Annotated in this window: 14 protein-coding genes; 4 read left to right on the top strand and 10 right to left on the bottom strand. The window is 45.8% G+C overall.

From position 1 onward, the window contains the following. The first annotated feature begins 1082 nt into the window (after positions 1 to 1082). The 3 genes from BV375_RS23550 (at position 1083) to BV375_RS23540 (ending at position 7241) form a co-directional block, all read left to right on the top strand. Entirely contained in the window at positions 1083 to 5315 is a 4233-nt protein-coding gene (locus BV375_RS23550; protein ID WP_086764948.1) for a chemotaxis protein CheB, read from the top strand. 432 nt (positions 5316 to 5747) lie between these two features. Continuing rightward, on the top strand, positions 5748 to 6074 hold the full coding sequence (locus BV375_RS23545) for a hypothetical protein (RefSeq protein WP_086764930.1): 327 nt from the start codon (positions 5748 to 5750) through the stop codon (positions 6072 to 6074). A 48-nt stretch (positions 6075 to 6122) separates the two neighbouring features. Further along, positions 6123 to 7241 (top strand): chemotaxis protein CheB, encoded by a 1119-nt coding sequence (locus BV375_RS23540; protein WP_086764927.1) that lies wholly within the window; start codon positions 6123 to 6125, stop codon positions 7239 to 7241. Between the two features lie 182 nt (positions 7242 to 7423). Here BV375_RS23540 and BV375_RS23535 read toward each other — a convergent pair whose 3' ends face one another. The 7 genes from BV375_RS23535 to BV375_RS23505 all read right to left on the bottom strand — a co-directional run bounded on the left by BV375_RS23535 (position 7424) and on the right by BV375_RS23505 (position 19263). Next, positions 7424 to 7816 carry an endonuclease domain-containing protein gene (locus BV375_RS23535; RefSeq protein WP_243714023.1) on the bottom strand — a complete coding sequence of 131 codons (393 nt, stop codon included), beginning with the start codon at positions 7814 to 7816 and terminating at the stop codon, positions 7424 to 7426. 229 nt (positions 7817 to 8045) lie between these two features. Further along, positions 8046 to 13862 (bottom strand): ATP-binding protein, encoded by a 5817-nt coding sequence (locus tag BV375_RS39035; protein WP_086764923.1) that lies wholly within the window; start codon positions 13860 to 13862, stop codon positions 8046 to 8048. A 579-nt stretch (positions 13863 to 14441) separates the two neighbouring features. Further along, on the bottom strand, positions 14442 to 14585 hold the full coding sequence (locus tag BV375_RS36190) for a hypothetical protein (protein ID WP_166507511.1): 144 nt from the start codon (positions 14583 to 14585) through the stop codon (positions 14442 to 14444). A gap of 52 nt (positions 14586 to 14637) precedes the next feature. Continuing rightward, entirely contained in the window at positions 14638 to 14826 is a 189-nt protein-coding gene (locus tag BV375_RS23520) for a hypothetical protein (protein ID WP_086764920.1), read from the bottom strand. Then, the gene (locus BV375_RS38290; protein WP_243714022.1) at positions 14827 to 14964 is read right to left on the bottom strand and encodes a hypothetical protein; all 138 of its coding nucleotides are present in this window, start codon (positions 14962 to 14964) and stop codon (positions 14827 to 14829) included. Between the two features lie 201 nt (positions 14965 to 15165). Then, complete coding sequence (locus BV375_RS23510; RefSeq protein ID WP_086764918.1) at positions 15166 to 18168, bottom strand: ATP-binding protein; 3003 nt, start codon at positions 18166 to 18168, stop codon at positions 15166 to 15168. A 153-nt stretch (positions 18169 to 18321) separates the two neighbouring features. After that, positions 18322 to 19263 (bottom strand): response regulator, encoded by a 942-nt coding sequence (locus tag BV375_RS23505; protein ID WP_086764915.1) that lies wholly within the window; start codon positions 19261 to 19263, stop codon positions 18322 to 18324. A gap of 434 nt (positions 19264 to 19697) precedes the next feature. Between BV375_RS23505 and BV375_RS23500 the strand changes: the two genes are divergently transcribed. Then, positions 19698 to 20510: an aldo/keto reductase gene (locus tag BV375_RS23500; RefSeq protein WP_086764912.1), complete on the top strand. Its 813-nt coding sequence runs from the start codon at positions 19698 to 19700 to the stop codon at positions 20508 to 20510. A 78-nt stretch (positions 20511 to 20588) separates the two neighbouring features. Here BV375_RS23500 and BV375_RS23495 read toward each other — a convergent pair whose 3' ends face one another. From BV375_RS23495 to BV375_RS23485, 3 genes are all read right to left on the bottom strand, one after another. After that, positions 20589 to 23786 (bottom strand): plasmid replication protein, CyRepA1 family, encoded by a 3198-nt coding sequence (locus BV375_RS23495; RefSeq protein ID WP_086764909.1) that lies wholly within the window; start codon positions 23784 to 23786, stop codon positions 20589 to 20591. Positions 23787 to 24238: 452 nt separating this feature from the next. Then, entirely contained in the window at positions 24239 to 24778 is a 540-nt protein-coding gene (locus BV375_RS23490; RefSeq protein WP_086764906.1) for a DOMON-like domain-containing protein, read from the bottom strand. Beyond that, positions 24775 to 25899 carry an aminoglycoside phosphotransferase family protein gene (locus tag BV375_RS23485; protein ID WP_086764904.1) on the bottom strand — a complete coding sequence of 375 codons (1125 nt, stop codon included), beginning with the start codon at positions 25897 to 25899 and terminating at the stop codon, positions 24775 to 24777. The genes BV375_RS23490 and BV375_RS23485 overlap by 4 nt, the downstream gene beginning before the upstream one ends. Between the last annotated feature and the right edge of the window lie 118 nt (positions 25900 to 26017).

The raw sequence follows: 26017 nt of genomic DNA, 5'->3' as shown, positions 1-26017 counted from the left end.
CTGTGCTAATAGAGTCACAATTACAAGATTTATGAGCAAATTGAAACAACTAGGTGTAATTAGTTTTGATGCTCAAAAACACATGATTTTGAAAGATTTGAACAACACACAATTTGGTCTATCGGAAAATAAAGTCGAATAAGTGTAAGTAATACCATTTTGAAAAAAGCGACAGATGAGTAGGGGCACGGCACTCACAATCTTTTGGTATATCAAATTATCTTACTGATGCCCATTGGTGTCAACTTAAGCTCAAACGCTTATACCACATACGTTTTACCCCACCCCTTAATCCCCTCCCCGCAGGCGGGGAGGGGAAGTTTTGGCTTTAGACAAAACTGGGGTGGGGTGACGAGGATCGTAATGGTAAGTGAGTGAATACAAAATCACGTTTTAACAAGGGTTTCACGTTAAGTTGACACGTATGCCCACCGAGTTACCCCTACCGATCTCGCGGGGAGGGAACTAAATAAGTTGTATAAGTTCAAACTTATGCCTGATGAGGGAATCAGTAAATTTATTGTTCAAGTAATATTTACTGGAAATATTATAGATATGATAATCAAATAGAAATTGCAAAGGGAGTTAGGATAGAGAAATTACACCTTAGTTTACTTAGGCTAACGTTTCATCTTATTTAAACACATATAAGATTTGTATTTTATTGTTGCAAAGCTAGGTATACTTTGATTTCTTTTTTCTATTAAAAGTTTTAGAGTTCCCTACCTCTACAGGTGATTGAGAAATCACATTGGATTGCTGTATCATCGCCTTTGAATTAAAGCTCCAGACCGCTAATGGATCGGACTCATCTTTGATAAATTGCAAAAAACATAAGTAGAACGGTGTGGAAAAACAAAACTATGTTTTGAAAAATCAAATAGGCTTACACCCTCTTCCCTCCTGCCTCCTGCCTAATCCCAACGATAAATATTCACGCCGACCTACTTACAGCAAATTGCAAGGTGGTGAAGTACAGCTGATCGTAACTACCCGTGTACTTCATTTACCTGAAATACGCTGTAACAACATCTGTAGTTTTAATTGCTCAATCCCTAACACCCAAAGTATTAACTCACATCATGAACCCTAGGCGGTCTCCTAAAAAATCTCAATCTAATTCCCCTGCTGGTAAATCGTCGAATGCAGAGCAGCAAAATAATCAGAATGAATTATTTCCCATAGTGGGGATGGGTGCTTCTGCGGGTGGGTTGGAAGCTTACACAGAATTGCTGAGCCATTTGCCCAATGATACAGGTATGGGATTTGTGGTGGTTCAGCATTTGGCTCCCAAGCAAAAAAGTATGTTGAGTGAGATTCTCTCACGGTCAACCGACATGCCTGTAGTGGAAGTGCAGGATGGTATGGTTGTCGAACCGAATCATGTTTATGTAATTCCGCCTAATGTCAAGATGACCATTTCTCAGGGAGTGCTGAAACTGTCTCCCAGGGGGAGTACCTACGGGTTTTTTATGTCAGTGGATGCTTTCCTGATCTCTTTAGCAGAGGAGCGGGGAAACAAAGCAATTGGCATAGTGCTTTCCGGGGCTGATGGAGATGGGGCACAGGGGCTAGAATATATCAAAGGGGCTGGTGGTATTACCTTTGCCCAGTGCCAGGAATCGGCAAAAGTCACTAGTATGCCGAACACTGCTGTGGCTTCGGGTCATGTAGATTTTATTCTGACTCCGCAAGAGATTGCTGAGGAGCTGACAAAGCTTAGCCGTCATCCTTATGTCCAGCACCAGGCACCAGAAACAGCAACTGAGGTACCTGAGTTACCTCCAGCAACGGGAGATGCTGTCTCGACAATCTTTAGTTTGCTACGGGCTGCTACAGGAGTTGATTTTAACTACTACAAGCAAACTACTCTCAAGCGGCGCATCCTGCGGCGGATGATTTTGTACAAGCTTGAAAGATTGGAAGATTACGTCAACTATCTCCTGGAAAATCCGGCAGAAGTAAAGGCGTTGTATCAAGATGTGCTAATTACTGTCACCAGTTTTTTCCGCGATCCGGAATCTTTTGAAGCCTTAAAAACAAAAGTATTTCCGATTATTACCAAGGATCGCACGCCAGATTCACCCATTCGCATTTGGGTAGCGGGATGTTCAACCGGTCAAGAAGCTTACTCAATTGCCATTTGCTTGCTAGAGTTTTTGTCTAATCAGGTAATCAATCCACCGATCCAGATTTTTGCTACCGATGTTAATGAGGCGGCAATTGAAACAGCTAGGATTGGTATCTACAAGCCCAGCCTGGTAGGAGAAGTCTCTCCGGAACGTCTACAGCGCTTCTTTGTCCAGGTAGAAGGTGGTTACCAGATCAGCAAGCCAGTGCGGGAGTTGTGTATCTTCGCTCGGCAAAACCTGATTGCCGATCCACCTTTTTCTCACCTGGATTTGATTACCTGCCGCAATGTGCTAATTTATTTGGGCAGCCCCGTACAGAAGAAACTCCTACCTGTCTTTCATTATGGTCTCAAGCCAAATAGCTTTCTGATGTTAGGCACTTCAGAGACAGTCGGGGAGTTTTCCGATTTGTTTACTTTTGCGGATAGGAAATCCAAGATTTATACCCGCAAAATGGCTCCGGCTCGGTTGGGTATAGATCTGATCGCTAGCAACAACTATCCTGTAAGAATAAATACTCCGCAGTCACCAGCGAGTGAGAATGTTTGGAATGAGCTGGAAATACAGACAACAGCCGACCGAATTGTGATCAATCACTATGCCCCGGTTGGTGTAGTGATTAACAACGATCTAGAGATTTTGCAATTTCGCGGCCAGACTAGTCCCTATCTGCAACCTCCACCAGGCAGACCCAGCTTTAACTTGCTGAAGATGGCAAAAGAAGAACTGCGGCTAGAATTACGCACTGCCATTCACCAAGCAAAACAGCGACAAATGCCAGTGCAAAAAGAAGGCATCCAAATTCTAGACAACGGTCACCTCAGGTTGGTTAAGTTTGATGTTGTGCCGTTTAAATGTCCCCGGGCTGAAGAACGCTACTTTTTAGTGCTGTTTGAAGATATATCATCGCCAACAATTACTGTAAAAGAGGCAACTAGCGATCGCAACATTAAATCTGCACGGACAAAACAAGCGGCAGCTGAGGAGATTAACGCGCTTAATCAGGAGTTAGCAACTACTAAAGAATATTTACAATCAATTATTGAGGAACAGCAAGCTACCAATCAAAACCTCAGAGCTGCTAACGAAGAAATTCTTTCTAGCAATGAAGAGTTGCAAAGTACTAATGAAGAATTAGAAACTGCTAAAGAAGAAATTCAGGCAACCAACGAAGAACTCAACACCATTAACGACGAACTGCAACGGCGGAATTTTGAGTCAACTCAGGTGACCAACGATTTGCAGAATTTACTCAGCAATATTAATATTCCGATTCTCATGTTAGGAGGCGATTTAAAAATTCGGCGCTTTACTCCGGTGGCGGGGAGAATTTTTAACCTGATTAATACGGATGTGGGGCGACCAATCAGTAATATTAATCACAACTTGAATATTCCCGATCTAGAGCAACAAATTTTAGAAGTAATTGGCAATCTCAACCTGAAAACCCAGGAAGTTCAAGACGATGAAGGTCACTGGTATGATATGCGTATCCGACCTTATCGCACAATAGATAATAAAATTGATGGTGCTGTGGTGGTATTGGTTGATATTGACGCTCTCAAACGCAGCGCCGAACAGCTAAGAGCATCCAGAGATTACGCCGAAGCAATTGTAGATACAGTGCGGGAATCTATTGTGGTGCTTGATTTAGACTTACGCGTAGTCAAAGCCAATCGCTGTTTCTACGAAACCTTCCAAGTGATGCCCGCAGAAACAGAACAGCGTTTAATTTTTGAACTCGGCAATAGACAGTGGAATATTCCACAGTTGCGATCGCTCTTAGAAGATGTTATCCCCAGCAATGCCCCATTTCAAGATTTGGAAGTTGAGCATAACTTCGAGTCAATCGGGCACAAAATCATGCGACTCAATGCCCGGAGAATGCCGCAAATCGACGAGATGCAATTGATTCTCTTGGTAATTGCGGATATCACCCAGCAAAAGCAACTAGAAGCAGAACGCACTCAGTTACTCACTCAAGAACAGTCAGCCCGCGCTGCTGCGGAGACAGCCAACCGCGCCAAAGATGAGTTTTTATCAATTCTGTCTCACGAACTACGCAACCCACTCAATTCCTTACTCGGGTGGGCACAGATGCTACAGCGGCAAAATCTCGCACAAGAGATAATTAATCAAGGATTGGAAGCTATTGAACGCAGTGCCAACACTCAAGCTAAGCTAATTGGGGATCTGTTGGATGTTTCCCGCATCAGTTCAGGTAGGCTGCGTCTGGATGCCGAGCCAATTGAGCTTGTACCCGTGATTGAAGCCGCGATTGAGGTTGTGCATCTGTCAGCCGAAGCCAAAAATATCCAAATTGAATCTTGGCTAGAGCCTACAGACATAAGAATCAACGGCGATCCGAATCGCTTACAACAGGTGATGTGGAATTTACTTTCTAATGCGATTAAATTTACTCCCCCCGGAGGCAGAATTGCGATCGCTCTAGAATACAGTGATTTCCACGCTCAAATTCAAGTGAGCGACACAGGGATTGGTATTAGTCCTGAATTTCTCCCCTATATTTTCGAGCGCTTCCGTCAAGCCGATGGCTCCAGATCTCGCTCAAATCCTGGGTTAGGGCTGGGGCTTTCGATAGTGCATCATTTGGTAGAACTCCACGGTGGTACAGTTGAGGCAGAAAGCCAAGGTGAAGATCAAGGGGCAACTTTTACAGTCAGGCTACCATTGCAAACTCAAGCAACAGAAATTTCTCTGCCAATTACCAGACAATTGGTTGCCTTACAAGATCAGTTAGAAGTGCCAACTGGCAATATTACATCATTGGCGGGTGTGCGGGTACTGATTGTAGATGACGAAGCAGATATTCGCCAGTTATTTACCATTAGTCTTGAGCAGTACGGAGTAGAAGTGACAGCTGTTGAATCAGCCAGTGTAGCGCTATCAACCTTAATAGCTAACCCTAACGGGTACGATGTTCTGCTATCTGACATTGGCTTACCAGGACAAGACGGTTACGATCTGATTCGTCAGGTGAGGGCGCTGGATGCTGAAGCTGGAGGGCAAATTCCCGCCGCCGCGCTAACCGCCTATGCTGGAGACGCAGAGCAAACAGAGGCCCTAGCAGCAGGATTTCAAATGCACATTGCTAAACCCGTTGAACCCGAACAATTGTTATATATTGTTGCTTCTTTGGCGGGGAGAATTAGCAATGATTAATGGGCATGGGGCATGGGGCATTTGTTTTGCCTTTACAGCATCTTCCTGTAAATAGACCACATTTGCCGTAGGGGCACAGCAGTGCTCATACGTGTCAACTTAACGTGAAAGCCTTGCCAAAAAGCGATTTTGAATTAAATCACTTACCATCAAAGATCCGCGTCACCCCACCCCGGTTTTGTCTAAAGCCAAAACCGCCCCTCCCCTTGGCAAGGGGAGGGGTTGGGGGTGGGGTAAAACGCTTGTGGGATAAGGCTTTTAACTTAAGTTGACACCAATGGGCATTGCCGTGCCCCTACCCATCTGTCGCATTCTTTTTTCAAATTGGTATTAATACTACTTTACAAATGATTTGTCTCGAATTCTCTCCTCTTGCTCCTGTGTAAATTTTCGCTTGATAGTGTACTCTAAAATTCTACATAGACTACGCTTGTGTTATACCGAGAAAATTTACCTGAAAACACCCTTGCTTTTCTCATGTTTAACAGTATTGATGGTTGGCACAAACAACAAGTAAAACTGTCAGAGCAGCAATTTGATGAAAAAATCAGGTGGTGTGCTCACGAAGCTCATTTGGATAGTGAGGAAGCTCGACAGGCTAAGGAAGAAGCTAGAAATATCACAAAGCTAACTCAGCAGGCTAAGGCGAAAGCTCGACAAGCTACAGAAGAAGCTCAAGAGGCTAGGGAGAGAATCCAGCGAGTTAAGCAGAAAGTTGAGTTGTTGGTAAATACAGCAAGGGGAGATGAAGAAATTTAGTGTTTACACGGTCTGTAGTTAGGTAAAAATTATTATGTCGTAGTCAGGATGCGTAGAGAGCGACACGATAAGAAATCTAAAATTGCGATTGTGGCGATCGCAGCGTCGGCTGGTGGAGTTACAGCGATTCGCAAGGTGCTATCGGGATTGCCTGGGAACTTTCCTGCTCCGATTCTCTGCCTACAGCACCTCAACCCTTCGGAAACTAATGTTTTAGCACAAGTGTTACAGTTACGAACGGAGCTGACGGTACGCTGGGCACATGATGGGGAACAACTCACGGCGGGAGTGGTGTATGTCTGCCCACCTGGACATTACTTTGTTGTTCATGCCAACGGTACAATCTCTCTAGCGGCGCAAGCAAGCAAACACGGCTGGCATCACGGAGTCAATCACTTTTTTGAGTCGGTGGCCCAGAGTTATGCAGACCGCGCTGTAGTCATTGTGATGACTGGTACAGGCAAAGGCGGCGCAGAGGGTGTGCGTGCGGTGTCAGCACAGCATGGCATTGTTCTCGCCCAAGATCAAGCCAGTTCTGTTGCCGATGGAATGCCTTTGGCGGCGATCGCCACTGGTTGCGTAGACCAAGTTCTGTCTCGTGAGGCGATCGCTTCTTTATTGGTGAGCTTGGTATGTGAGGGAAAGCCTTTATCAAAAGCGCAAGTGAGCAACAAAAGATCATCTCAAAGCACTCGCTTGCCGATATCGCCCACGCTTCTGGATGCGTTGGAAAATGTCCTTGAGCGAGCGATCGCCATGCACCGCACAGATATGGGTTATATTCATCTGTTCCAGCGACAGACATGCACCCTGGAACTCGCAGTTCAACGCGGCTTCGACCCAGCCTTAATCGATAACATGCAGACAGTTAGCATTGGTGAAGATTCACCCTGCGTCAGGGCTTTGCGTGGCGGAGAGACGGTAATCGTTGAAGATATCGAGGTCGCTCCAAATTTCGCTCCTCACCGAGCGATCGCGGCGGCGTCGGGATATCGTGCAGTCCAATCCACCCCGCTAACAAGTCGCACAGGAAGCTTAGTCGGCGTATTGTCCACTCATTTCCGTCAGCCTCGCCGATTTTTACAGTGGGAGATGAAGCTTCTCGATATGCACGCTCGTCATGCTGCCGATTTAATAGAATTGTTTCAAGCAGAGAAAGTTGGGTGAAGAAGAGAGCTGGGGGAGACTGGGGAAGAAACAATAAAATCTGGTTCCCTCCCCTTGACAAGGGCTACCGTGTACACACAAGTCGGAATTGCTTTTGAGATCCGCGTTTTACCCCCCTTAATCCCCCTTTGGAAAGGGGGGAAACAAGAAAATCTGGTTCCCTCCCCTTTACAAGGGGAGGGTTAGGGTGGGGTAACTTCCCTCAACATACAAATAACTTGTCTTATTTTCTCTACCACACCATCAATATCTTGATAAACTTCGTGATTCGTAAATCTCAAAATCCTTGTACCTTTTGATTCCAAAAATGTTTGGCGATCGCAGTCATATTCTGGGACTCCATCTTCATAGTGACTATCACCATCAATTTCTATGGCAAGTCTCAATTCTGGAGAATAAAAATCAACTACAAATCTGTCAATACTGTATTGTCTACGAAATTTACAGCTTTCCATTTGTTGACTTCTAAGCTTTGCCCAAACTATTTTTTCGGCTGGGGGCATATTATTTCTGAGGGTTTGCCGTTTTTGCTTTTCTGAGGTCTGGTTATACAGCTTTGTCATCAGTATTTTCATATTCCTTGACCTGCTTATTGTTCCCTGGATTACCCCCCTTAATCCCCCCTTGGAAAGGGGGGAGACAAGAAAATCTAGTTCCCTCCCCTTTACAAGGGGAGGGTTAGGGTGGGGTAATACCAATACTTCAACCCAGGATAGGTTCATGGAACTCACGTTAGATTAGGACATGATAAAAGCGTAAATTTCAGGAACAGTAGTGTTTTTACCTCCTGCCTTCTGCCCCCTGCTATATCAACGGTAATTTGACAATAAACGTTGCACCCTGTCCAATACCTGGGCTGTGGGCGTGGATTGTACCACCGTGGAGTTCTACTAAGCTACGGGCGATCGCAAGTCCTAACCCGAGTCCTTTTTTTACGCCGTCTGCTTGCCGGAAAGTATCAAAAATGTGCGGTAGAAAATCGCTATCTATGCCACAGCCAGTGTCACTCACTATAATCTGGGCTTGGTTTTCATGAGTTTGCAAGCTAACTGCAATTCTTCCACCTTCAGGTGTAAATTTGACAGCATTAGTCAGTAAATTTAAGATAATTTGTTGTAACCGTTCTGGGTCGCCTTGAACTATTGTTGGTAATGGATCGAGCAGACAATCTAGGCGAATGTCTTTAGTTTCCAGGGATTGACGCACTGTGGCGATCGCAGTGTCAATTACTTGTTGCAGTTCAACTGGCTCAATATTCAGGCAAATTTTACCCGCAGTAATCCGCGAAATATCCAGTAAATCTTGCACAAGTTTGGCTTGCAGAGTGGCATTGCGTTCGATAGTTTCCAGCGATTTCATCAGCATGGCTGGGCTGGGCGGGCTGCTACGCAGTAACCGCGTCCAACCGAGAATGGCGATTAAGGGGGTATTCAGTTCGTGAGAAACTGTTGATAGTACCTCATCTTTTCTGTGGTTAATTATTCTTTCGGAGCGGAGAGTTTCAGAACGCAGGTGTGCCAGTTGCAGATAGGCATTGACACGGGTGACAAGTTCGCTGGCAGAGAAGGGTTTAATCAGGTAATCGTCAGCCCCAGCAAGAAGTCCTTCAATTACAGATTCTTCTCCAGCACGGGCAGACAGCAGAATTATCGGTACTTCTTTTGTCCGTGCATCAGCCCGCAATGCTTGCAATAACTCAAAGCCGTCTAATCCTGGCATCATCACATCGCTAAGTACCAAATCCGGCACTCGCTGATTCACCGCAGCCAGCGCCGCTGCCCCATCAGCGACAGCTTCCACCTCAACGTGTTCGCTTAATATCCGCTTGAGGTAATCGCGCATATCAGCGTTGTCATCGACGATGAGGATATGAGCAGAGGAGCGGAGGGGCAGAGGGGCAGAGGGGAGTGATTGTTGTAAGTTCTCCCCTGCTCCCCTGCTCCCCTGCTCCCCTGCCTCTTCCCCTATCCACCGCTCTGCTTCCTGAACATAAGGCGCTGCGCCTAATGCAGTTGATGTCAGGGTGCGTGTGGCTTGAGAGCGATCGCCTACGACTCGTCGTAGGCGATCGCTTGGTAAGTGTGCTGTACCTAATGAAATTGTGACTGTAAAACAGCTTCCTTGCCCTACAGTGCTGGTTACGTCTACGGTTCCACCATGCAGTTTGATTAATTCATGCACCAAAGCTAGACCAATTCCAGACCCTTCATGTGTTCTGGCTTTTGCTTTTCGCACTTGGTAAAATCGCTCAAACAAATGGGGCAGTTCTTCTGGCTCAATCCCTGCACCTGTATCTTCTACTTGTAGCGTTACATGATAGTCATCGGACAGATGCAGCCTGACAGTGATTTCGCCAAGAAAGGTGAACTTAAAGGCATTGGAAAGCAAATTGAGAACAATTTTCTCCCACATTTCCCGGTCTACGTATACAAGTTCGCTCATCGGTGGGCAATCGACCACTAGGTGCAGCCCAGCCTGTTCAATGGCGGAACGAAATACTGAGGCTAATTCAGCCGTGAACATTGCTAAATCGATTGGTTCATAGACTGCTTCCATCCGTCCGGCTTCGATGCGGGAGAAGTCGAGTAGAGTATTAACCAGTTTTAGCAGCCTCATCGTGTTGCGATGTACGAGTTCCAACCGTTCGCGTTGTACCCCAGGCAGGGGATTGACCGAATCGCTTAACGCATCTTGCACCGGAGCCAGTATCAGCGTTAGCGGCGTGCGGAATTCGTGGCTGACGTTGCTAAAGAAGAGAGTTTTGGCGCGATCGAGTTCTGCTAGATTTTCGGCACGTTGGCGTTCTTCTTCACGGGCGGATTGTTCTTGAATCCGCTGAATTTCTGATTCACGCAATTCTGTTTCGGCACGAGCGCGGATGATGGTTGCCCAGATGCGTTCGGCAGTTTCGCGCACCAGTTCAACTTCCGCCGCTGACCACTGGCGCGGTACAGATTCAGTGACGCAGAGCGAGCCTACCAACGTGCCTGCTTTGATCAGCGGTGAGGTGATATGCGCGGCAATTTTGACAGCCACCATCATCTCACGGTCGGCTTCGGGAATGATGTCCGAGGTTTGGGCATCCGCGACGATGACAGGTTCGCCCCTTTTCAGGAACGGCAGAGTCCAGTCGTAATCCGCTACCCGATAAACGCCAACGAGCGAGGGCGAGTCACCGCGCAAATAATTTTGATTGACGCGCGTGTAACCCTCTGCTTCATTGGTTTCGACATAGTAGGCGCGGTCAACGTTCAAATGCTCGCCCAGCAGACGGCACGCTTGGGCCTGAATTTCAACGGGGTCGGTGAGCGATCGCAACGCATCGGACAGCTTCACCCGGAAGGCATCCATCTCGGCAGCACGGCGCAATTGTGCTTCTGTTTGCTTGCGATCGGTTACGTCTCGGAAAACGGCGGCAACGCTGCGGCTCTCTTGCCCGCCCACTTTAAAGGCGTAAAAATCAAACCACCGCCCATGCGATTCGGCGTAATGTTCAGCGCGCACGGACTCGCCAGTCAGCGCCACGCCCCCGTAGATTTCATACCAGTAGTCTTCGTAAAGCGGGTCAATCTCGCGCATCCGTTGCCCGGAAAAGTCCCGCCCAGCGAGGCGTATCGCTGCTGGATTCGCTTCAAGGTAAAGAATGTCAACGGGTTTGTCGTTCTTGTCAAAAATGACATCGCAAAGCAGGAAGCCTTCGTCGATCGAATTGAACAGCGATCGATATTTTTCTTCTGATTGGCGCAACCCCACTTCGGCGCGGGCGCGTTCGATGCGGAGCCAAAGGCGGGCGGAGAGTTCCCGTAAAAGCTCGATTTCGTCTTCACGCCAAACCGAAGGCTTGCTGCGCGCGACACCCAGATCAAAAACCCAGCGTCCATTGCTTAAGTAGGGCGTGTTGACGATCGAACCGATGTCGAACATCTCAAACGCTGCGATCTGTTCGGGCGTGCGCGTTCCGTCGCGTACTTCGTTGACGATCATCGGATGCCCAGCGCAGAGCAGACGGTGTTCCTCTTCGGTGTGATACTCGGCGAGTACGAAGCTGCCGCTGATTTCAAGCTGATCGGGGGGATGAGTGGGAAGCAGATAGGTGCATGTGCCCGCCTCCGGGAAAATCTCGACGAACATGTAGCGCGACAAATCGAGATGTTCGGTGATGCGTTTGCCCGCCATTTCCATGACTTCTTCGGCAGTGGCGAGTGGCGCAAAATCGTTCATCAAGTCGGCGAGAAAAGTGAGATTCGCCTCGCGGCGTTTGCGATCGGTGATATCCGTAAACAGAACCGCCACGCGGCGGCTACCCTCTCCCCCCAGCCGGAAAACATAAAGGTCAAACACGCGCCCCAGGGTCGCTTCGCCTTCTTCAAACCGGATCGGTTCACCCGTTTCGACGACCTGTCCATAGACCCTTGCCCAGTTGGGGTTGGGGGTACCCAGCAATTCTGTGGCTCTACGCCCGACCGGGTATTCCATGCCCGTCTGCGCCACAAACACCGGATTGACTTCCAAAAACAGGAAGTCGTTCCACTCGCCGTTGTCGTCGGCTATGACTTCGACTACCGCATAGGCTTCATCCATTGAGTTGAAGAGCGATCGATATTTTCCTTCCGACTCGCGCAAGGCGGCTTCCGCTTGTCGCTGCTCGATCAAGTCAGCGGCTTGGCGGGCGAGTATATCGAGAAACCGTAGTTCGCGATCGCTCGGTCGATGGTGTTTGCACCAATGAGTGGAAAACATGCCGACGAGGCGACCGCTACGCGAAAGCAGCGGTGTAGACTGCACCGCTCTGACACCAGAAAGGCGGTAAGCATCGAGATCCTCTGTGCCAGCCATAAAATCGCTCTTTTCAACATCTGGCACAATCACGCGATCGCCTCTGTGCAACGCCGCGCCGCAAGTACTACCTGAATCAAGGCGCACCCACTCCCAAAATGCTGCCGATGCTGGGTTAAATCCCTTCCACGTCAGTAGCTGAAGCTCGTTTCTTGCGGGGTCAAGTATTTGTATACTGCCCATATCCGATCGCATTAAAGCGATCGCCGCATCGACAATCTGCTCGTAAAGGGCATTGATGTTTTCTGACTGAATCAACTGACTGCTGATGTGCTGTAACTGCTTTGTATCAGCCAGTTCTTGCGCCAGTTTCGCCTCCTTGTCGCGCAAGGCGGCTTCCGCTTGTTTGCGATCGCCTTCGGCGCGCTTGCGATCAGTAATGTCATAGGAAACGGCAAGCACAGCATAGATTTCGCCGTTTTGAGAATAAAGTGGCGTTCCGCGTGAGACGTAAGTGCGATCGTGTGCATTATGTTCGTGTTCAAACGGCTCACCAGCAAGAGCTTTGCGGTAGTTCACCTCGTAATTTGCTGCTAATTCGGGACTCAGTACCTCAAAAATAGTTTTGCCAACTAAATCTTCATTTTTGAATCCTGCGGTATGGAGTGCTTCGCCTTCAGCCAGCAGATAGCGCAGATTGCGGTCAACGACAAACGCCGCCCCACCTGGCAGATTCTCAATCATTCCCCGCAAGCGTGCTTCTGATTCGCGCAATTGTTCGGTCGCAGTACGCTGTTCGTGAATGTCGATCGCGGCTCCAAACCATTGAGTGATGCGTCCGTCCCCATCAAAAACTGGCTCTGCCCTAACTTCAAACCAGCGATAGTTCCCCTCTGCGTCCCGAATCCGGTGTTCTTGCCGCAGGGGACGATGTTCATCCACTGCGTTCTGAAAGTTGGCGAGGGACTGGGCGCGATCGCTCGGATGGATTACTTCTAGCCAGCCATAGCCTTGCGCTTCCTCCATTGTCTGCCCGGTGTATTCCAGCCAGCGCTGGTTATACCAACTGGTGTCACCTGTTACGTCATTGCGCCAAAGCATATCAGGCACAAGGTTGGCGATCGCGTGGAAGTATGCCTCCGACTCTCTCGCCAACTCTTCGGCTCGTTTAAGTTCCGCCGCCGCCGCTTCTAGTTGGACATTCTTCGCTAGCAATTCCTGGGTTTGTCGCTGATTCAGTAGCAATGCAGCAGCAGCAAAGTCTGCCAAACTCGTCATTACCCGCACATCTTCCGAGTCAAAATGCCGTTGCTCATCGTGCGACATAATCCAGATAGTGCCTAAGGCATGGTTATCTGCAATTAGCGGTAACACTAACCCTTCAACAATGGGAGTGTTTGCTGCTTGTAAATAAGTAAAATAGCGATCGGGATAAGAGTAAAGTTGAGGAGTACCGCAATCCAGGCAGACACCACAGGGGCTAAAATTGCGGGGTGTAGTGTCGCCTACGTACTCTGCTAACGCTCCTGCCAACACATTCCAGCGAAAGATTTCTTCTTTGTTTGGTGTTATTTCTAGTAAACTGACCCCTACTGTTCCCGCACTGCACAATTCTAGTGTTATGTCAACTAAGTTCTGAAGCATCGTTTGGGGCTGATTTACCAACTGCCGCGCCAATACGTGCAACGCCTGATTTTCTGCGAGTAAGTTTGCAGGGCGAGGGTTTCGACGGGACAATTTCTCGGTGATGAGAATATCTTCCAGCGTCATTGTTTCTCTTCGATGTCGTTGCATAGGACGCTTTTGCTCCAGCAGTTCACCAGCAAAATGGCTCTTAATTGCCATTTTACTCACTAATTATGTAGCTTGCTTCTGGCTGGGGGGCGAGTATTTAACATATAGGTTTGTTGGTTAACAACACAAGTACTTTCATTCAAAACACAAGTGCTTTCGTTCACAACGCAAGTACTTTCATTCACAACGCAAGTACTTTCATTCACAACACAAGTGCTTTTGTTCACAACACAAGTGCTTTCGTTCACAACACAAGTACTTTCATTCACAACGCAAGTACTTTCGTTCACAACGCAAGTACTTTCTTTAATAAAGGGGAGCATCCCAAATGTGTAAATTGATTTTTTGTCGTGATGGCTCTCTAGCCCGCTTCTTGGACATTATGAAGCAAGATCCTCCGACTATAAATTTATTAATGGCAGCTTGACGGTAAAGGTTGCGCCTTGCCCAATTCCTGCACTTGCAGCTTCAATTGTACCGCCTTGCAGTTCTACGAGTTGACGAGCAATGCCTTCGGGTTCATAATTTTATTCGTCGGCAATGGAAACGATTTTACAGCAGTTTTCACGTAGTTAAACCAGACTCAAGAGGGCACGGCAGTGCCATGCCCCTACGGCAAATGTAATCTATTTACCTGACAATAGCTGTAATTTCTGTAACGCTATGCATGGGTTTTGTAGTTTTTTCAGCGGTCACAAACTCTTCTGTATCAACAGAAAGTGCAGCAGCATTATGAAGCCATCTTTGGTTGTAGATTGCTTTATACCAATTCACAAAAATCCTGATACATATAGATTTCTCGTAGGGGCATGGCATTGCCATGCCTTTACCAGCATATTTGTATCATTTCATTATTAAAGTGAAATGTATTAGGTAGGGTTTCTAACTGGATGAAGGCGCTTGAAGTAAAGAAGCGATCGCCATCGTTGAGGATCTCAAGTGCAGCCAATGACCGAATTGTATTGGCACGAGCCGCCGCAATCAATACACCCGAATCAATAAAAGTTCGAGTCATCTAATCTAATTCTCGCCAGCCACCGCGACGCTCTGCAAGTTCCTGTTCCAGTTCTTCATCACTTAATAGGGGCGCGCCCGATGCAACAATACGTTGACGAATTTCCCATAGTTTTTTAGCAAGGGGAGTTTGTGGCACAAATTCCGGTTGTGGTTTTAACGTAGACGCGTCAGCGGCTTGCCGCAGGCATCGCGCGAATTGAATTACTTTATCTTGCGCTTAAGGGGAGAGTTCGCGCCAATATTCGAGTAACTGTTCTTCTTTACTCATAATAAGCATCCTCGAAATATTGCAAATTTAACACTGAAAGTTGGCATTAATTCTCACACCTAGATATCCCTAATTTAAACTCATCAAGGGCAATTTAACGGTAAACGTTGCGCCTCGTCCAATTCCCTCACTCGCTGCCTCAATTGTACCGCCGTGCAGTTCTACGAGTTGACGAGCGATCGCCAGCCCCAACCCCAAACCCCCTGGTGTGTGTCTGCTGGGTACTTCCTCCTGAGTAAAGCGATCGAAAACATGGGGGAGAAAGTCGGCACTAATCCCGATACCAGTGTCGCTGACTTGGATAGCAGCCCAAGAATCATCAGCATCAAGCCGAACTTCAATACTTCCGCCTACGGGTGTAAATTTAATGGCGTTATGCAGTAATTTTGAGAAAACTTGCTGTAAACGGATTAAATCTCCGCAAACGCAAATATCCTTCTGTAGCGACTGGCGTCGCGTCTGTACAATTTGAATTCTTTTAGCCTGAGCATCGCTGAACATTGTCTGCATCACTTCACCAACAGTAGAGGTGAGATTGACTGGCTGGCGATCTATGTGGACTTTACCTGAGAGAATAGTTGAAATATTCAGCAAATCCTCAATCAGCATTGCCTGGTTGTTAGCGCTGCGCTCAATGGTGTCTAAAGCGCGTAAAGCAGTAGACCGATCCAGTTGATTTGAACGTAGTAAGCGAGTCCAGCCCAGGATAGCAACCAAGGGAGCATGAAGTTCGTGAGTAACAGTTGCTAAAAACTCATCCTTGAGGCGATTTGAGGATAATTCCTGACGCAGACGCGCCATTTGTAAGTGAGAATCTACGCGAGCGACCAATTCCTGGGCAGAAAAGGGCTTGATTAGGTAGTCGTCTGCTCCTGCTTGCAAACCTTCAATTGCCGCTTCTTCTCCTGCACGAGCCGACAGCATGATGATGGGTATGCCTTTTGTCTTTGGGTCAGCTCGCAATGCACTCAACAATTCAAAACCGTCCATTTCTGGCATCATTACGTCAGTAAGTACCAAATCTGGCGGTTGCAATGAGACAGCAGCTAGTGCAGCAACTCCATTGTTCACAGCTTCTACCTGCCATTGCTTTGATAGCAGACGCGCTACATAGTCCCGCATATCGGCATTATCATCCACTAACAAAATGCGTGCAGTCGAGAACTGCGAGGAATTTATCGGGGGTGGGTTTGGGGCCGCCACAAAGTGGCGGCCCCAAACCGATAAATTTTCTTCTGTTAGCCATTGCTGTGCTTCCTCGAAATAGGGGGCAGCACCTACTGGTGTTGATGCTAGTGTAGGTTTGGCACTAATTTGATTGCTTGGCAAGTGCAATGAGCCTGTGGGTAGAGTTACTGTAAATGTCGTTCCCTTACCGAAGACACTCTCCACGTTGACAGTGCCGCTATGTAGGTGAACGAGTTCCTGCACCAAAGCAAGCCCAATACCCGATCCTTCATGACTCCTGGCTTGTACGCCTCGTATGCGGTGAAAGCGCTCAAAAATTTTCGGTAACTCTTCATCAGTAATGCCTGTGCCTGTATCGCGTACTTTTAGCTCTACTTTGTCACCTATTTGGTGTAATGAGACGGCAATCTCTCCAGTGAAGGTGAATTTAAAGGCATTAGAGATTAAGTTAAGAACTATCTTTTCCCACATTTCGCGGTCTACATACACGAGGTCGCTCAGTGGCGGACAATCCACGATTAATTGCAAAGAAGCTGTTTCAATCGCCGAACGAAACACTGAGGCTAATTCGGCTGTGAATTGGGCTAAATCAGTTGGCTCATAAACTGCTTGTATTTTGTCTGCTTCAATTCGGGAGAAGTCAAGTAAGGTATTGACTAGTTTGTGCAATCTCATGGCGTTTCGCTGAACAATCGCCAGTTGTTCGCGCTGTTCGGGCTGGAGTAAAGCGTGTGTTTGGGCGATCACTTGCTCAAGTGGATTGAGTATCAAGGTTAAAGGCGTGCGAAATTCATGGCTGACGTTGGTGAAGAAGGCTGTTTTAGCGCGGTCGAGTTCTGCCAACGCCAGAGCGCGTTTAAGTTCTTTCTCGTAAGCTTGGGCGTTGGCGATGGAATTTTCAACCTGCTGTGCGACCAATTCGAGCAATGTGCGGTATTCGCCATCTAAATCGAGGCGTGGGCTGATTCCAGCAACGAGCAGACATTCCACAATTTTTTTGTTAGCACTCAAGATGGGTAGAATCATGGCAGAATGGAGGCTTTCTGACCACGGTTCTCCGGCAAATGAACCGAATCGTTTGACAACATCCGTGACAAGCTGCGGCTGTTGATGTTGCAGTACTTCAGAAAATGACCAGACATCAGCACCACAAGCAAGAGTGAGATCGATACTCGTGGGTGCAGCGGCACTACCTGCGGGGATTCCTGTTGATGCAACGAGTTCTGCCTGCTTGCCTTGCTTGTCAATCAGATAAAACAGGGCAAAGGGAATATCGTAAGGGTTTAGGGTACGGGCGGCTGCGAGACAAGCTTCTGTTGGTGTTTTTGCCCCTGTTCCGGCAGTTGCTAATTCCCGTAGCATGGCAAGGCGACGTTGACTGATTACCTGCTTAGTGGTTTCAGTGACGGTATTGAGTATCCCACTGATGTTGCCAGTTTCATCCCGAACGGCACTGTAGCAGAAGGTGAAATACGACTCTTCCACGTAGCCTTTACGGTTGGGATGGAAACTTTGGTCTTTCGCATAAATTGCTTCGCCCGTACTCATGACTTGCTCGAACAGTGGCTCAAGCACATCCCAGATTTCTAGCCACGTCTGGCTGCCAGGTTGTCCAAGGGCAGTTGGGTGCTTTGCCGTACCGAGAATAGGAGCAAAGTCATCGTTGTAAAACTGGATATAGTCACGCCCCCAAAACAGACACATTGGAAAGCGAGAGGCAAGCAAAATACTGATGGAGGTACTTAGGCCCTGTCCCCAGTCAAGGGCAGAACCCAGTGAAGTTTGCGACCAATCGCGCGATCGCATCAACTCACCCATCTCGCCACCGCCTGCAAACACATCTAAAGCGGAAGCGGCTTTCTTGCTTTCGGTTAAGCTGTCCATGTTTCCTGGGAAAAAATCTAGTAAAATTCTCTCTTCTTCAGGTTAATGAATTTCAGGGCGTTACTGAATTGAAATATGAATTCAAGTTCTTGAAAACCTAAAACTCTTTTCTCCTCCAGCCTCCCTAGCTTCCCCTGCTCCCCCTGCTCTCTTTCACCCTCGCCCAGCCAGCTGTGCAACCATTGCAATCAACTCCGTTGGCGCAGCCAGTTTATGCAAATGCGATTGAAAACCTGCGTTGAGTGCCTTTGCTCGGTCTTCTCCAAGATAAGCTGTCAATGCAGCAGTGGGAATTTGCCATCCTTTCTCGGCTTCTAGTGCCTTGATTTTGCGAATCAAAGCATAGCCATCTTCATCAGGCATCCTGATATCACTAATGATGACATCGGGACGCGATCGCTCTAATTCTGCCAATGCCTCTGTTACTGTAGCAACTGTTGTGACTTCAACTCCATGTTGCATAAGCACTGCGGCAATTAACTCGCGGGTATCAGCTTCATCATCTACAAACAGTACCCGTAAACCATCTAGTCCATTGGGTCTTGCAACAGGTGCGATCGAGCTTGGCATCTCCTGAGGAACTGGTAATCGCTTGTACTTGGTAATATCATGCAGGCTGATCTGTAACGCACCTAGAGCACCAGAAGTTTCTCGCCCAGGTTTCACCAAAAGTAAAGCATCAAAAACTTGACCGCCACGAGGACAGATAGTGACTTCCAATTCTTGCACAGACTTGACATTGAGCGACTGCTTGAGTTTTGTCAGAAACAATGAATGTTCGTCTTGAGATACAAAATTGATTAATGATTTGCCAATGAGCAAACTGGGCAATACATTCAATAACGCCGCAGCAGTGTAGTTTAGTTCGATAATTATTCCATCATAATTTGTGATCAAATAAGCATGAGGCGCAAATTTGAATAAATCGTGATAAACCTGACGTTCTGCTATTATTGTTTCATTTTGTTGCAGCAGTTCTTCTTCAAGGAGTTTCACTTGTGCTAAATCAGCCTGGATTTCTGCTTTGAATAATTCCAGGTTTTTGATGGAAGCGGCAATAACCCTCAACGCTTCAATTGCTTGTGCATTAAGCATTGGCGACTCTATTATGTATCTTTCCAGTGCCTCTATCTGCTGCCGTATTTTTTCAAAATTATAGTTCAGTTCTTCTTGGCTCACAACCAACTCACTTTTTTACAACCTTTAAGCATACTTAATTGATAAAACATTTTAATTATCTAGACGTTTATCTGTTTTTATATTCTCAATTATTTTCTGAGCACTACCGATACATTCAGAGCATTTTCAAATAAGATTGTTTGTGATAATTAGCAAAGTCTGCTGAAACATTAGTAAGTTATAAAGCTTTATAATAATTTTACTGAATTTTCAGTTCAGTAATTACTTAATGATAATCAAAAGTAACTTTTTCAGGAAAAGTTTACCAAGCGCGTAAGTTTCTGCAAGATTGCTCAGAACGCCTAAAAAAGCGTAAGTGCTCCTTTTAGTTTCACATTGCTACCTCTATCATGCCCTCAGTAATTAAGTCTGAATTAGGACAAAAAGCCAGCATTCTCGGTTTAGCAGCTCAACCGCAGCTAGATGTTAATTCAGTTTCAATGGCATTTGCGGCGGGAATCAACTACTTTTTCTTTTACAGTCTGGAGTACAACAACTTCCTCAATGGATTAAAACCCCTTCTAGCAGAAAAACGCGAGCAGGTTTTAGTTGCAACTGGCAGCGAAAACAGAGATATCAATTCTTTACGCCGTTACCTTGACTCAGTGCGCCATCGTCTTGATGTTGATAGCGTGGATGTGTTTTTTGTCGAGTATGTCTTTCCTGGTGATGATAGCAAACAGGTTCAGGCAGTACTTGAGGAATTGCGATCGCAGCAGGAAAAAGGATTGGTACGTTATGTAGGAGTTACCACCCATAACCGACCGATTGCTTTAGAAATGATAGAGCGCAATCAGTGTGATGTGTTAATGCATCGTTACAATATGGCACACCGCAAAGCTGAAGAAGATGTTTTACCAAATGCTAACCAGGCTGGTATTCCCGTAGTAGCATTCACCTGTACACGTTGGGGTTCACTACTGGCAAAGCATCCCAACTGGCAACTACAACCACCCACCGCAGCAGACTGCTATCGTTATGTACTACGTCATCCTGCTGTAAGTCTAGCGCTTACTGCCCCAAAAACCAAGGAACAATTAGAAGAAAATCTCCGCGTCCTGGACGCTTTGCCACTCTCCCCTGAAGAAGTAGCTCACTGGCAGGAATATGGTGACTTGATTTATGGAACTGGTCAAGATGCCTTTGATACTCAGTGGACTTAATTGAAGAGCAAGCGGGGACTTGTAGAGGCTATACATGAACATCATTAATATCTAGGCAAAGCGATTAACTTGCATCAGCTACTTCAGGCTGTGACACAACTGATCGAGGAGCGATTTTGAGGTATTATCAACCGTTTCACAACCTATATTTCGCAAATGAGTCAACATTAACTCATCCCGTTGATGCCAAATTGCAAAGATTTTTTGCCTATCATCATCAAGGGTGTCAGGGTCGATTTGATAAACTTCATTTACCCGCTTCAGCTTTAATCCCAACAAACTTAACAGCCGGCTGAGGATTTTGATGGCTGAAATATTTTCGGTTTCGCTGCCTAAGTTAATACCCAGTACTCTTTTGATATGTTTACTATTCTGAGCAGCCAAATTCTTTAGCAATATTAAATCTGAATCGTTCTCAGTAAATTCTCGTGCTACTTCCAGAAAATCTACCATTCCTAAGGCTCTCATCGCCTCAACTTTCAGCGTGTAAGTTTTTAAATCTGGAAGAAAAACTTGACCATCACCCCAATATAATTGCTGATTCCATTCCTGGCGATCGCGAATATGAAAATACTCGCTTTCGTGGGTCAAATAATAGTGTGTTAACAGTTGACCATAATAGCCTTTATCATCTTGCAATTTCAGCATGGGTGTAACTTCTATGCCATACCTCTGCCTAAGAATGTACTTCTGGATAGCGTTACGTTCATCCTGAGTTAGAGAATGTTTGGCTAATAACTGCTCATATTCGACATAATCAATATCTCTAGCATTGCCTACAGCAGCGGCTGAGCCTAATTGATTCTGCTGCTTGATTTCTTTAATTTTACGTTTAATCTCTTTAGCTTTTTGACGTTTTTCTGACCAATCTTTTTGGACTTTAACAATTTCCAAAATTAATCTGCGGCGGTTCGCTAAATCTTGGGGATCTGTTGCTAAAAAGGCTAATCTTAAATCTCGAATAATATTATTGTGTACGGCATTGCTTCTTGTCCATATTTGATGTCCATCCGCAATTAAACCTTCTTGTAGAGATTGGCGATAAAGGCGAATCGAAGCATTTACCCTAGCAGATAACTTTGACCAAGTTCGTAAATGTATAGGGTCATAAACCAGTGGTAAATCTACATCTATTTTATGTAGTGGACTGAGCAAAGCTAAATTATCTTTTTGATTCTCTTGATACCAATAAGATAGTAAACGATAATTCGTGCTACCACTACCAATTAAACCAATACCTCGCTTGGCACACCAAACAACACGCGGCACATCATCCCTGACTCTAGCTAATGCTTGTCGTGCTTCCGAATCAGGAATTACTCCTTGAAATATGCCATAGACTCTATCGAAATGTTGCACATCAATACTAATTCCTGTACCAATACTAGGAGTGACAAATACAGTGTCATATTCAGGAATTTTTTGATTAATCTCTGCAACAAAATCAACTGCTGCATGGCCTGGTGTGTTCGTCGTTTGGCTGCTGACAACTAAAGTTTTAGGAAACTGTCGGCGTAATTTCTCTAAACGTTCTTTTAGGTAACGTTCAATAGTTTCACAACTGTAACGCCCAGTACGACTATCGGTAGTAACGTAACATTTACGCCCAGCAATTAAATCTAATTCCAATTGATGAATTAGCGGCGTTGGGTTGGGAGAATCATAAAAAGTCACATCCCAACCTCGCTGAGGTTGCCATTGATTTAAAACTATCCAAGGCGTTAATTTACTTCCGGCTAATCCCTGTAGATATTCTAGAGATACATCAGATAAATCAGCATCTTGGGCAATAATTAAGCCTCCGCTTATTAAAACTGTCGCAATTAATTGTTGGAATATTTTTAATATTTTAACCCGCTTCTGTTTACAGGTATTACTATTTAGTAAATGCCATAAAGACTGTTCTACTTCATCTAAAATTACGATTGCACCTTGCCAATCTTCAGGGTTTAGCTTCCAAATAGAATCGACACACAAGCCGAAGGATTGGGGCATGGGGCATGGGGCATTGGGGAGGCAGTGCGTTGGACGGGTTTCCAAGGCACTCCGTTGGGCGGGTTCCCCGACTTGTAGGAAGTGCCGTCGGCTTGAAGCAACTGCCGTCGTTGGGGATTGATTAAGATTCTCTCCATGCGAACCGTTGCCGATTCCCCATTTAATGCCAATTTTTTCACATAAAAACCGTCCTAATTGGATTCTATGGGTAATTAATAAAATTGGCTGATTTCTACTTTTAGCTTGATTGACAACAGCTTTTAATCCGGTAGTTTTACCCGTTCCTTTTGCGGATTTCACTCCCACTAATCCAGAGGTGGGGAAAGGAATTTCGCCTAAATAGGGACAGTTAACAGTGAGTGCAGCTGGAATAGTTAACTCGGTATGGGGTTTAGTTTGAGCTAAATAAACTTCTAAATCAACACTTTGGCGATAAACTTTATCGAAACTAGTTGCACCTTTGGCGACGATAAATTCATCAACGCCTTTTTCTAGCCCTGGAAGTTCGATAACTTTTACAGGACAGTTTTTTTCTTGGAATAAAAAACCCAGTTGGGAAATCGCGTTATTAACAGCGGCGATTGTTTTGGGTTTAGTTTCAAAATCAAAACAAATGTAAAACGTGCGTTTTTTCAGAGTAAAAATTCCTAAGTCAGGAATTAGCTGGCGACGAGTAACTTTACCAAAGTCATCTTTAACCACTCGATAACCGCTAGTAATTCCGGGAATGGCGATCGCAGCGTATCCTTGTGTTAATAGTGTCGCTGCTTTCTTTGCTCCTTCGCAAACAATCAAAGGTATGTTCTGTTCCATCACCCATTGCCAAAAGCCTTTGGCTTCGCCATTGGCACCAATACTGATATCGTTGGGCATGGAGAGATTGTAACGCTGGGCGACTTGCTGCCAAACTTGTGGCGGAACCCGCAGACAGAACACCCGTGTTGGTGTGCTGGGGGGATGCTCATACTTGATGGACTTACCATTTTGATTCATCCGGGGTTGGTTTGGCTTAAAGCATCCCCATTCCATTGTTTGCCAATTATTCAGCGGATCTAATCCCGAACACCACCAACCACCTTCTGTAATATGGGCGTAACGCTGCAACCACGCATTTTTCACCATTCCGGTATTGGTGCGTGGAAGTAACTCAGAAATCAACAGGTACTCATAAGCGTTGATACCTTGAAGCGACATGAAGTTGAGCTTTGCAATGTGTAAATTTATGCCACTGCTCTTGACTAATTCCTCAAGGTGTTGGGGGTGTAAATAGTGAAGATGCATAGGGCAAGGCTCTAAGCGAGGACGATGGATTTAAAACTTACCATGCATCTGCTGATTTTTTATCATAGTTTTCATAAGGGTTTAGTGCTACTTTTTTTACTCAGTGGCGGGAGACACATCGGTAAAAGTTAAAGTAGGTGATTTTCCCTTTTGTCTTGGTTCGGTAATAAGTTTGTATTGTGATAATTGTTCGTAATTAATTTTTATTTATCAGTAGAATCCTAGGTTAAGGAATGCGTACCCCGTAGGGGTTGCCAAAGGCATCGCATTAAAGCCATCACTAAAAGCCAATATTTGTCAAGGTGCATGAAACCATAGCAGTTTCTGACGATAAACTGCTTTTGAGACAAAAGTAACAAACGCTACTGAAAATATGATCAAAGTAATATTATTAACTGTCAGGCAATGACAAGGTTCCCTTGCGATCGCCTTTTGACTCGATCGAGTTCAGCTCACAGTTTCATGATAAAACTATCTCGTCGGTGAAAGTCAGCCTCAGCGCCTTGATGAGTCAAAGCCCAATAAGTCACCTCTCCGTCTCTGTCCTTAATAACAGTGGTAATCGCAACTTCCAAAGCTTGTTCTACTGGAATAATTTTATCCAAATCAAAATCTAGAGTCAGTTCTAAACTGTCAGCTTGCTGTTGCAAAATAAACGGGAGTGTTATTAAAGCTGCTTCCTCTTGCATTCCCTGACGGTAACCATCAAAGCGATAAACATTCCAATGTCCGGCGGGAGAAAGGTTGAATTCCCAATACTTTGGAGAATTCTTGATACCCAGGAAGAACTCGAAGCAGGTATCTTGCCACAGTTCATGCTTGCGTGATGGTGTTTGTGATGGTGGGTGTAACGCAACTTCTTCGATGTCACCAAGCAAAGTATATTCAATCGCCAGTTGATTATCATTTCGGACAATCTTGCCGACAATTTTTAGATCGAGCAGTTGGTTAGTAGAGGGAAAAGGTTGCAGGGAAAATGACTGATTGTTCATTTTACATCTTGAATAATTGCGCGAATTGTAGTTTCCTGAGATTCAATGCTTTTTGTGAGCGCAAATTGCACCAGCGCCCTATGAAGGTTATGTTCTGGATGCTTAACTTTGAAGTAAACATTTCCAGCTAAATAATCTGCAAAAAATCTCAATCCCAACTCAAAGGCAATCAAACGGATGGCATCGTACATATAAGCATAGTCATTCTCGGTGAGAAAGGCTTTAGCTACGGAAAGATAGCCTTGCAGTATGCCTTGACAAAGTTCAGTATCAAAAGAAACGCTTTCCCACTGTTCAGTTTCTTCCCCAGATGGATTGCAACCAGATCGCAGACAGTCCCCAATGTCGTAATGTACTAAACCTGGCTTCACGGTGTCGAGGTCTATAACGCTGACGGCTTGCTGAGTCGCAGTATCAAACATCACGTTATTGATTTTTGGGTCGCCATGCATCAGACGTAGTGGCAACTTGCCTGTAGCTTTAGCATCTTCTAAGATATGTGCAAAGATTTGGCGATCGCTAACAAACTGCAAGCAATAATTGACTTCTGGGGTTTTCTGCACAGAAGTTTTTGCCAGGACTTCGTTATAGTGTTGCAGGTAGCGCGGCGTAATATGGAATCCTTCTAAGGTATCAGCGAGTTTTTCTGGTGGTAAGTCGCTGATGAGATTGTGAAACATCCCCAAAGCATAGCCGACTTCGCCGGCTTGTGAGCGATCGCTCATCGTGTCAAATGACTGCGAACCTGCAATAAAGCTGATTGCTCGCCAAAAAGAACCATCTGCATCTGTCCAGTGATCTTGTGCATCCTTGGTAAAAAGTACGCGAGGTATTTCCCAACGTCGGTTGAGTGGATTACGTTGTAGCCTTTTACGAACATGCTCCGTAAAGATACACATATTCTGCATAATTAGTTGCGGCTGACGGAATACTTGTGTATTGATGCGTTGCAACACAAAATGCCGTTCTTGTGAATTATCCAGCGTTACTAAAAAAGTGTCATTAATATTACCGCTGCCAAAGGCTTGAATAGCTGCAACCTTACCCTGAAGCGTAAATTGTTCGGCAATCGTAACAACATTGTCTTTGCTTTGTGTTTTGATATTTTTTATCGTGTTCATACTTGACCTGCACTACTCCCCACGTAACGGCCCAAAAGGAATTAGGGGATATCGTAGCCTAAGTTGCACGTTAGGTCTGTGTACAAGTGTTGCAGTTTTTGCGATCGCCTACAACGGC

The sequence above is a fragment of the Nostoc sp. 106C genome (genome assembly GCF_002154725.1).
GTDB lineage: Bacteria > Cyanobacteriota > Cyanobacteriia > Cyanobacteriales > Nostocaceae > Aulosira.
Note: the sequence above shows the minus strand (reverse complement) of the source record. Positions and strands in the feature narration are given on the sequence as shown.

Excerpts from the sequence above, each read along its gene's own strand:
- BV375_RS23520 (WP_086764920.1), bottom strand. The coding sequence starts at position 14,826 with ATGACTCGAACTTTTATTGATTCGGGTGTATTGATTGCGGCGGCTCGT.
- BV375_RS23490 (WP_086764906.1), bottom strand. The coding sequence starts at position 24,778 with ATGAACAATCAGTCATTTTCCCTGCAACCTTTTCCCTCTACTAACCAA.
- BV375_RS23485 (WP_086764904.1), bottom strand. The coding sequence starts at position 25,899 with ATGAACACGATAAAAAATATCAAAACACAAAGCAAAGACAATGTTGTT.
- BV375_RS39035 (WP_086764923.1), bottom strand. The coding sequence starts at position 13,862 with ATGGCAATTAAGAGCCATTTTGCTGGTGAACTGCTGGAGCAAAAGCGT.
- BV375_RS23500 (WP_086764912.1), top strand. The coding sequence starts at position 19,698 with ATGCCCTCAGTAATTAAGTCTGAATTAGGACAAAAAGCCAGCATTCTC.
- BV375_RS23495 (WP_086764909.1), bottom strand. The coding sequence starts at position 23,786 with ATGCATCTTCACTATTTACACCCCCAACACCTTGAGGAATTAGTCAAG.
- BV375_RS23540 (WP_086764927.1), top strand. The coding sequence starts at position 6,123 with ATGCGTAGAGAGCGACACGATAAGAAATCTAAAATTGCGATTGTGGCG.
- BV375_RS23550 (WP_086764948.1), top strand. The coding sequence starts at position 1,083 with ATGAACCCTAGGCGGTCTCCTAAAAAATCTCAATCTAATTCCCCTGCT.
- BV375_RS23505 (WP_086764915.1), bottom strand. The coding sequence starts at position 19,263 with ATGCTTAATGCACAAGCAATTGAAGCGTTGAGGGTTATTGCCGCTTCC.
- BV375_RS23535 (WP_243714023.1), bottom strand. The coding sequence starts at position 7,816 with ATGAAAATACTGATGACAAAGCTGTATAACCAGACCTCAGAAAAGCAA.
- BV375_RS23510 (WP_086764918.1), bottom strand. The coding sequence starts at position 18,168 with ATGGACAGCTTAACCGAAAGCAAGAAAGCCGCTTCCGCTTTAGATGTG.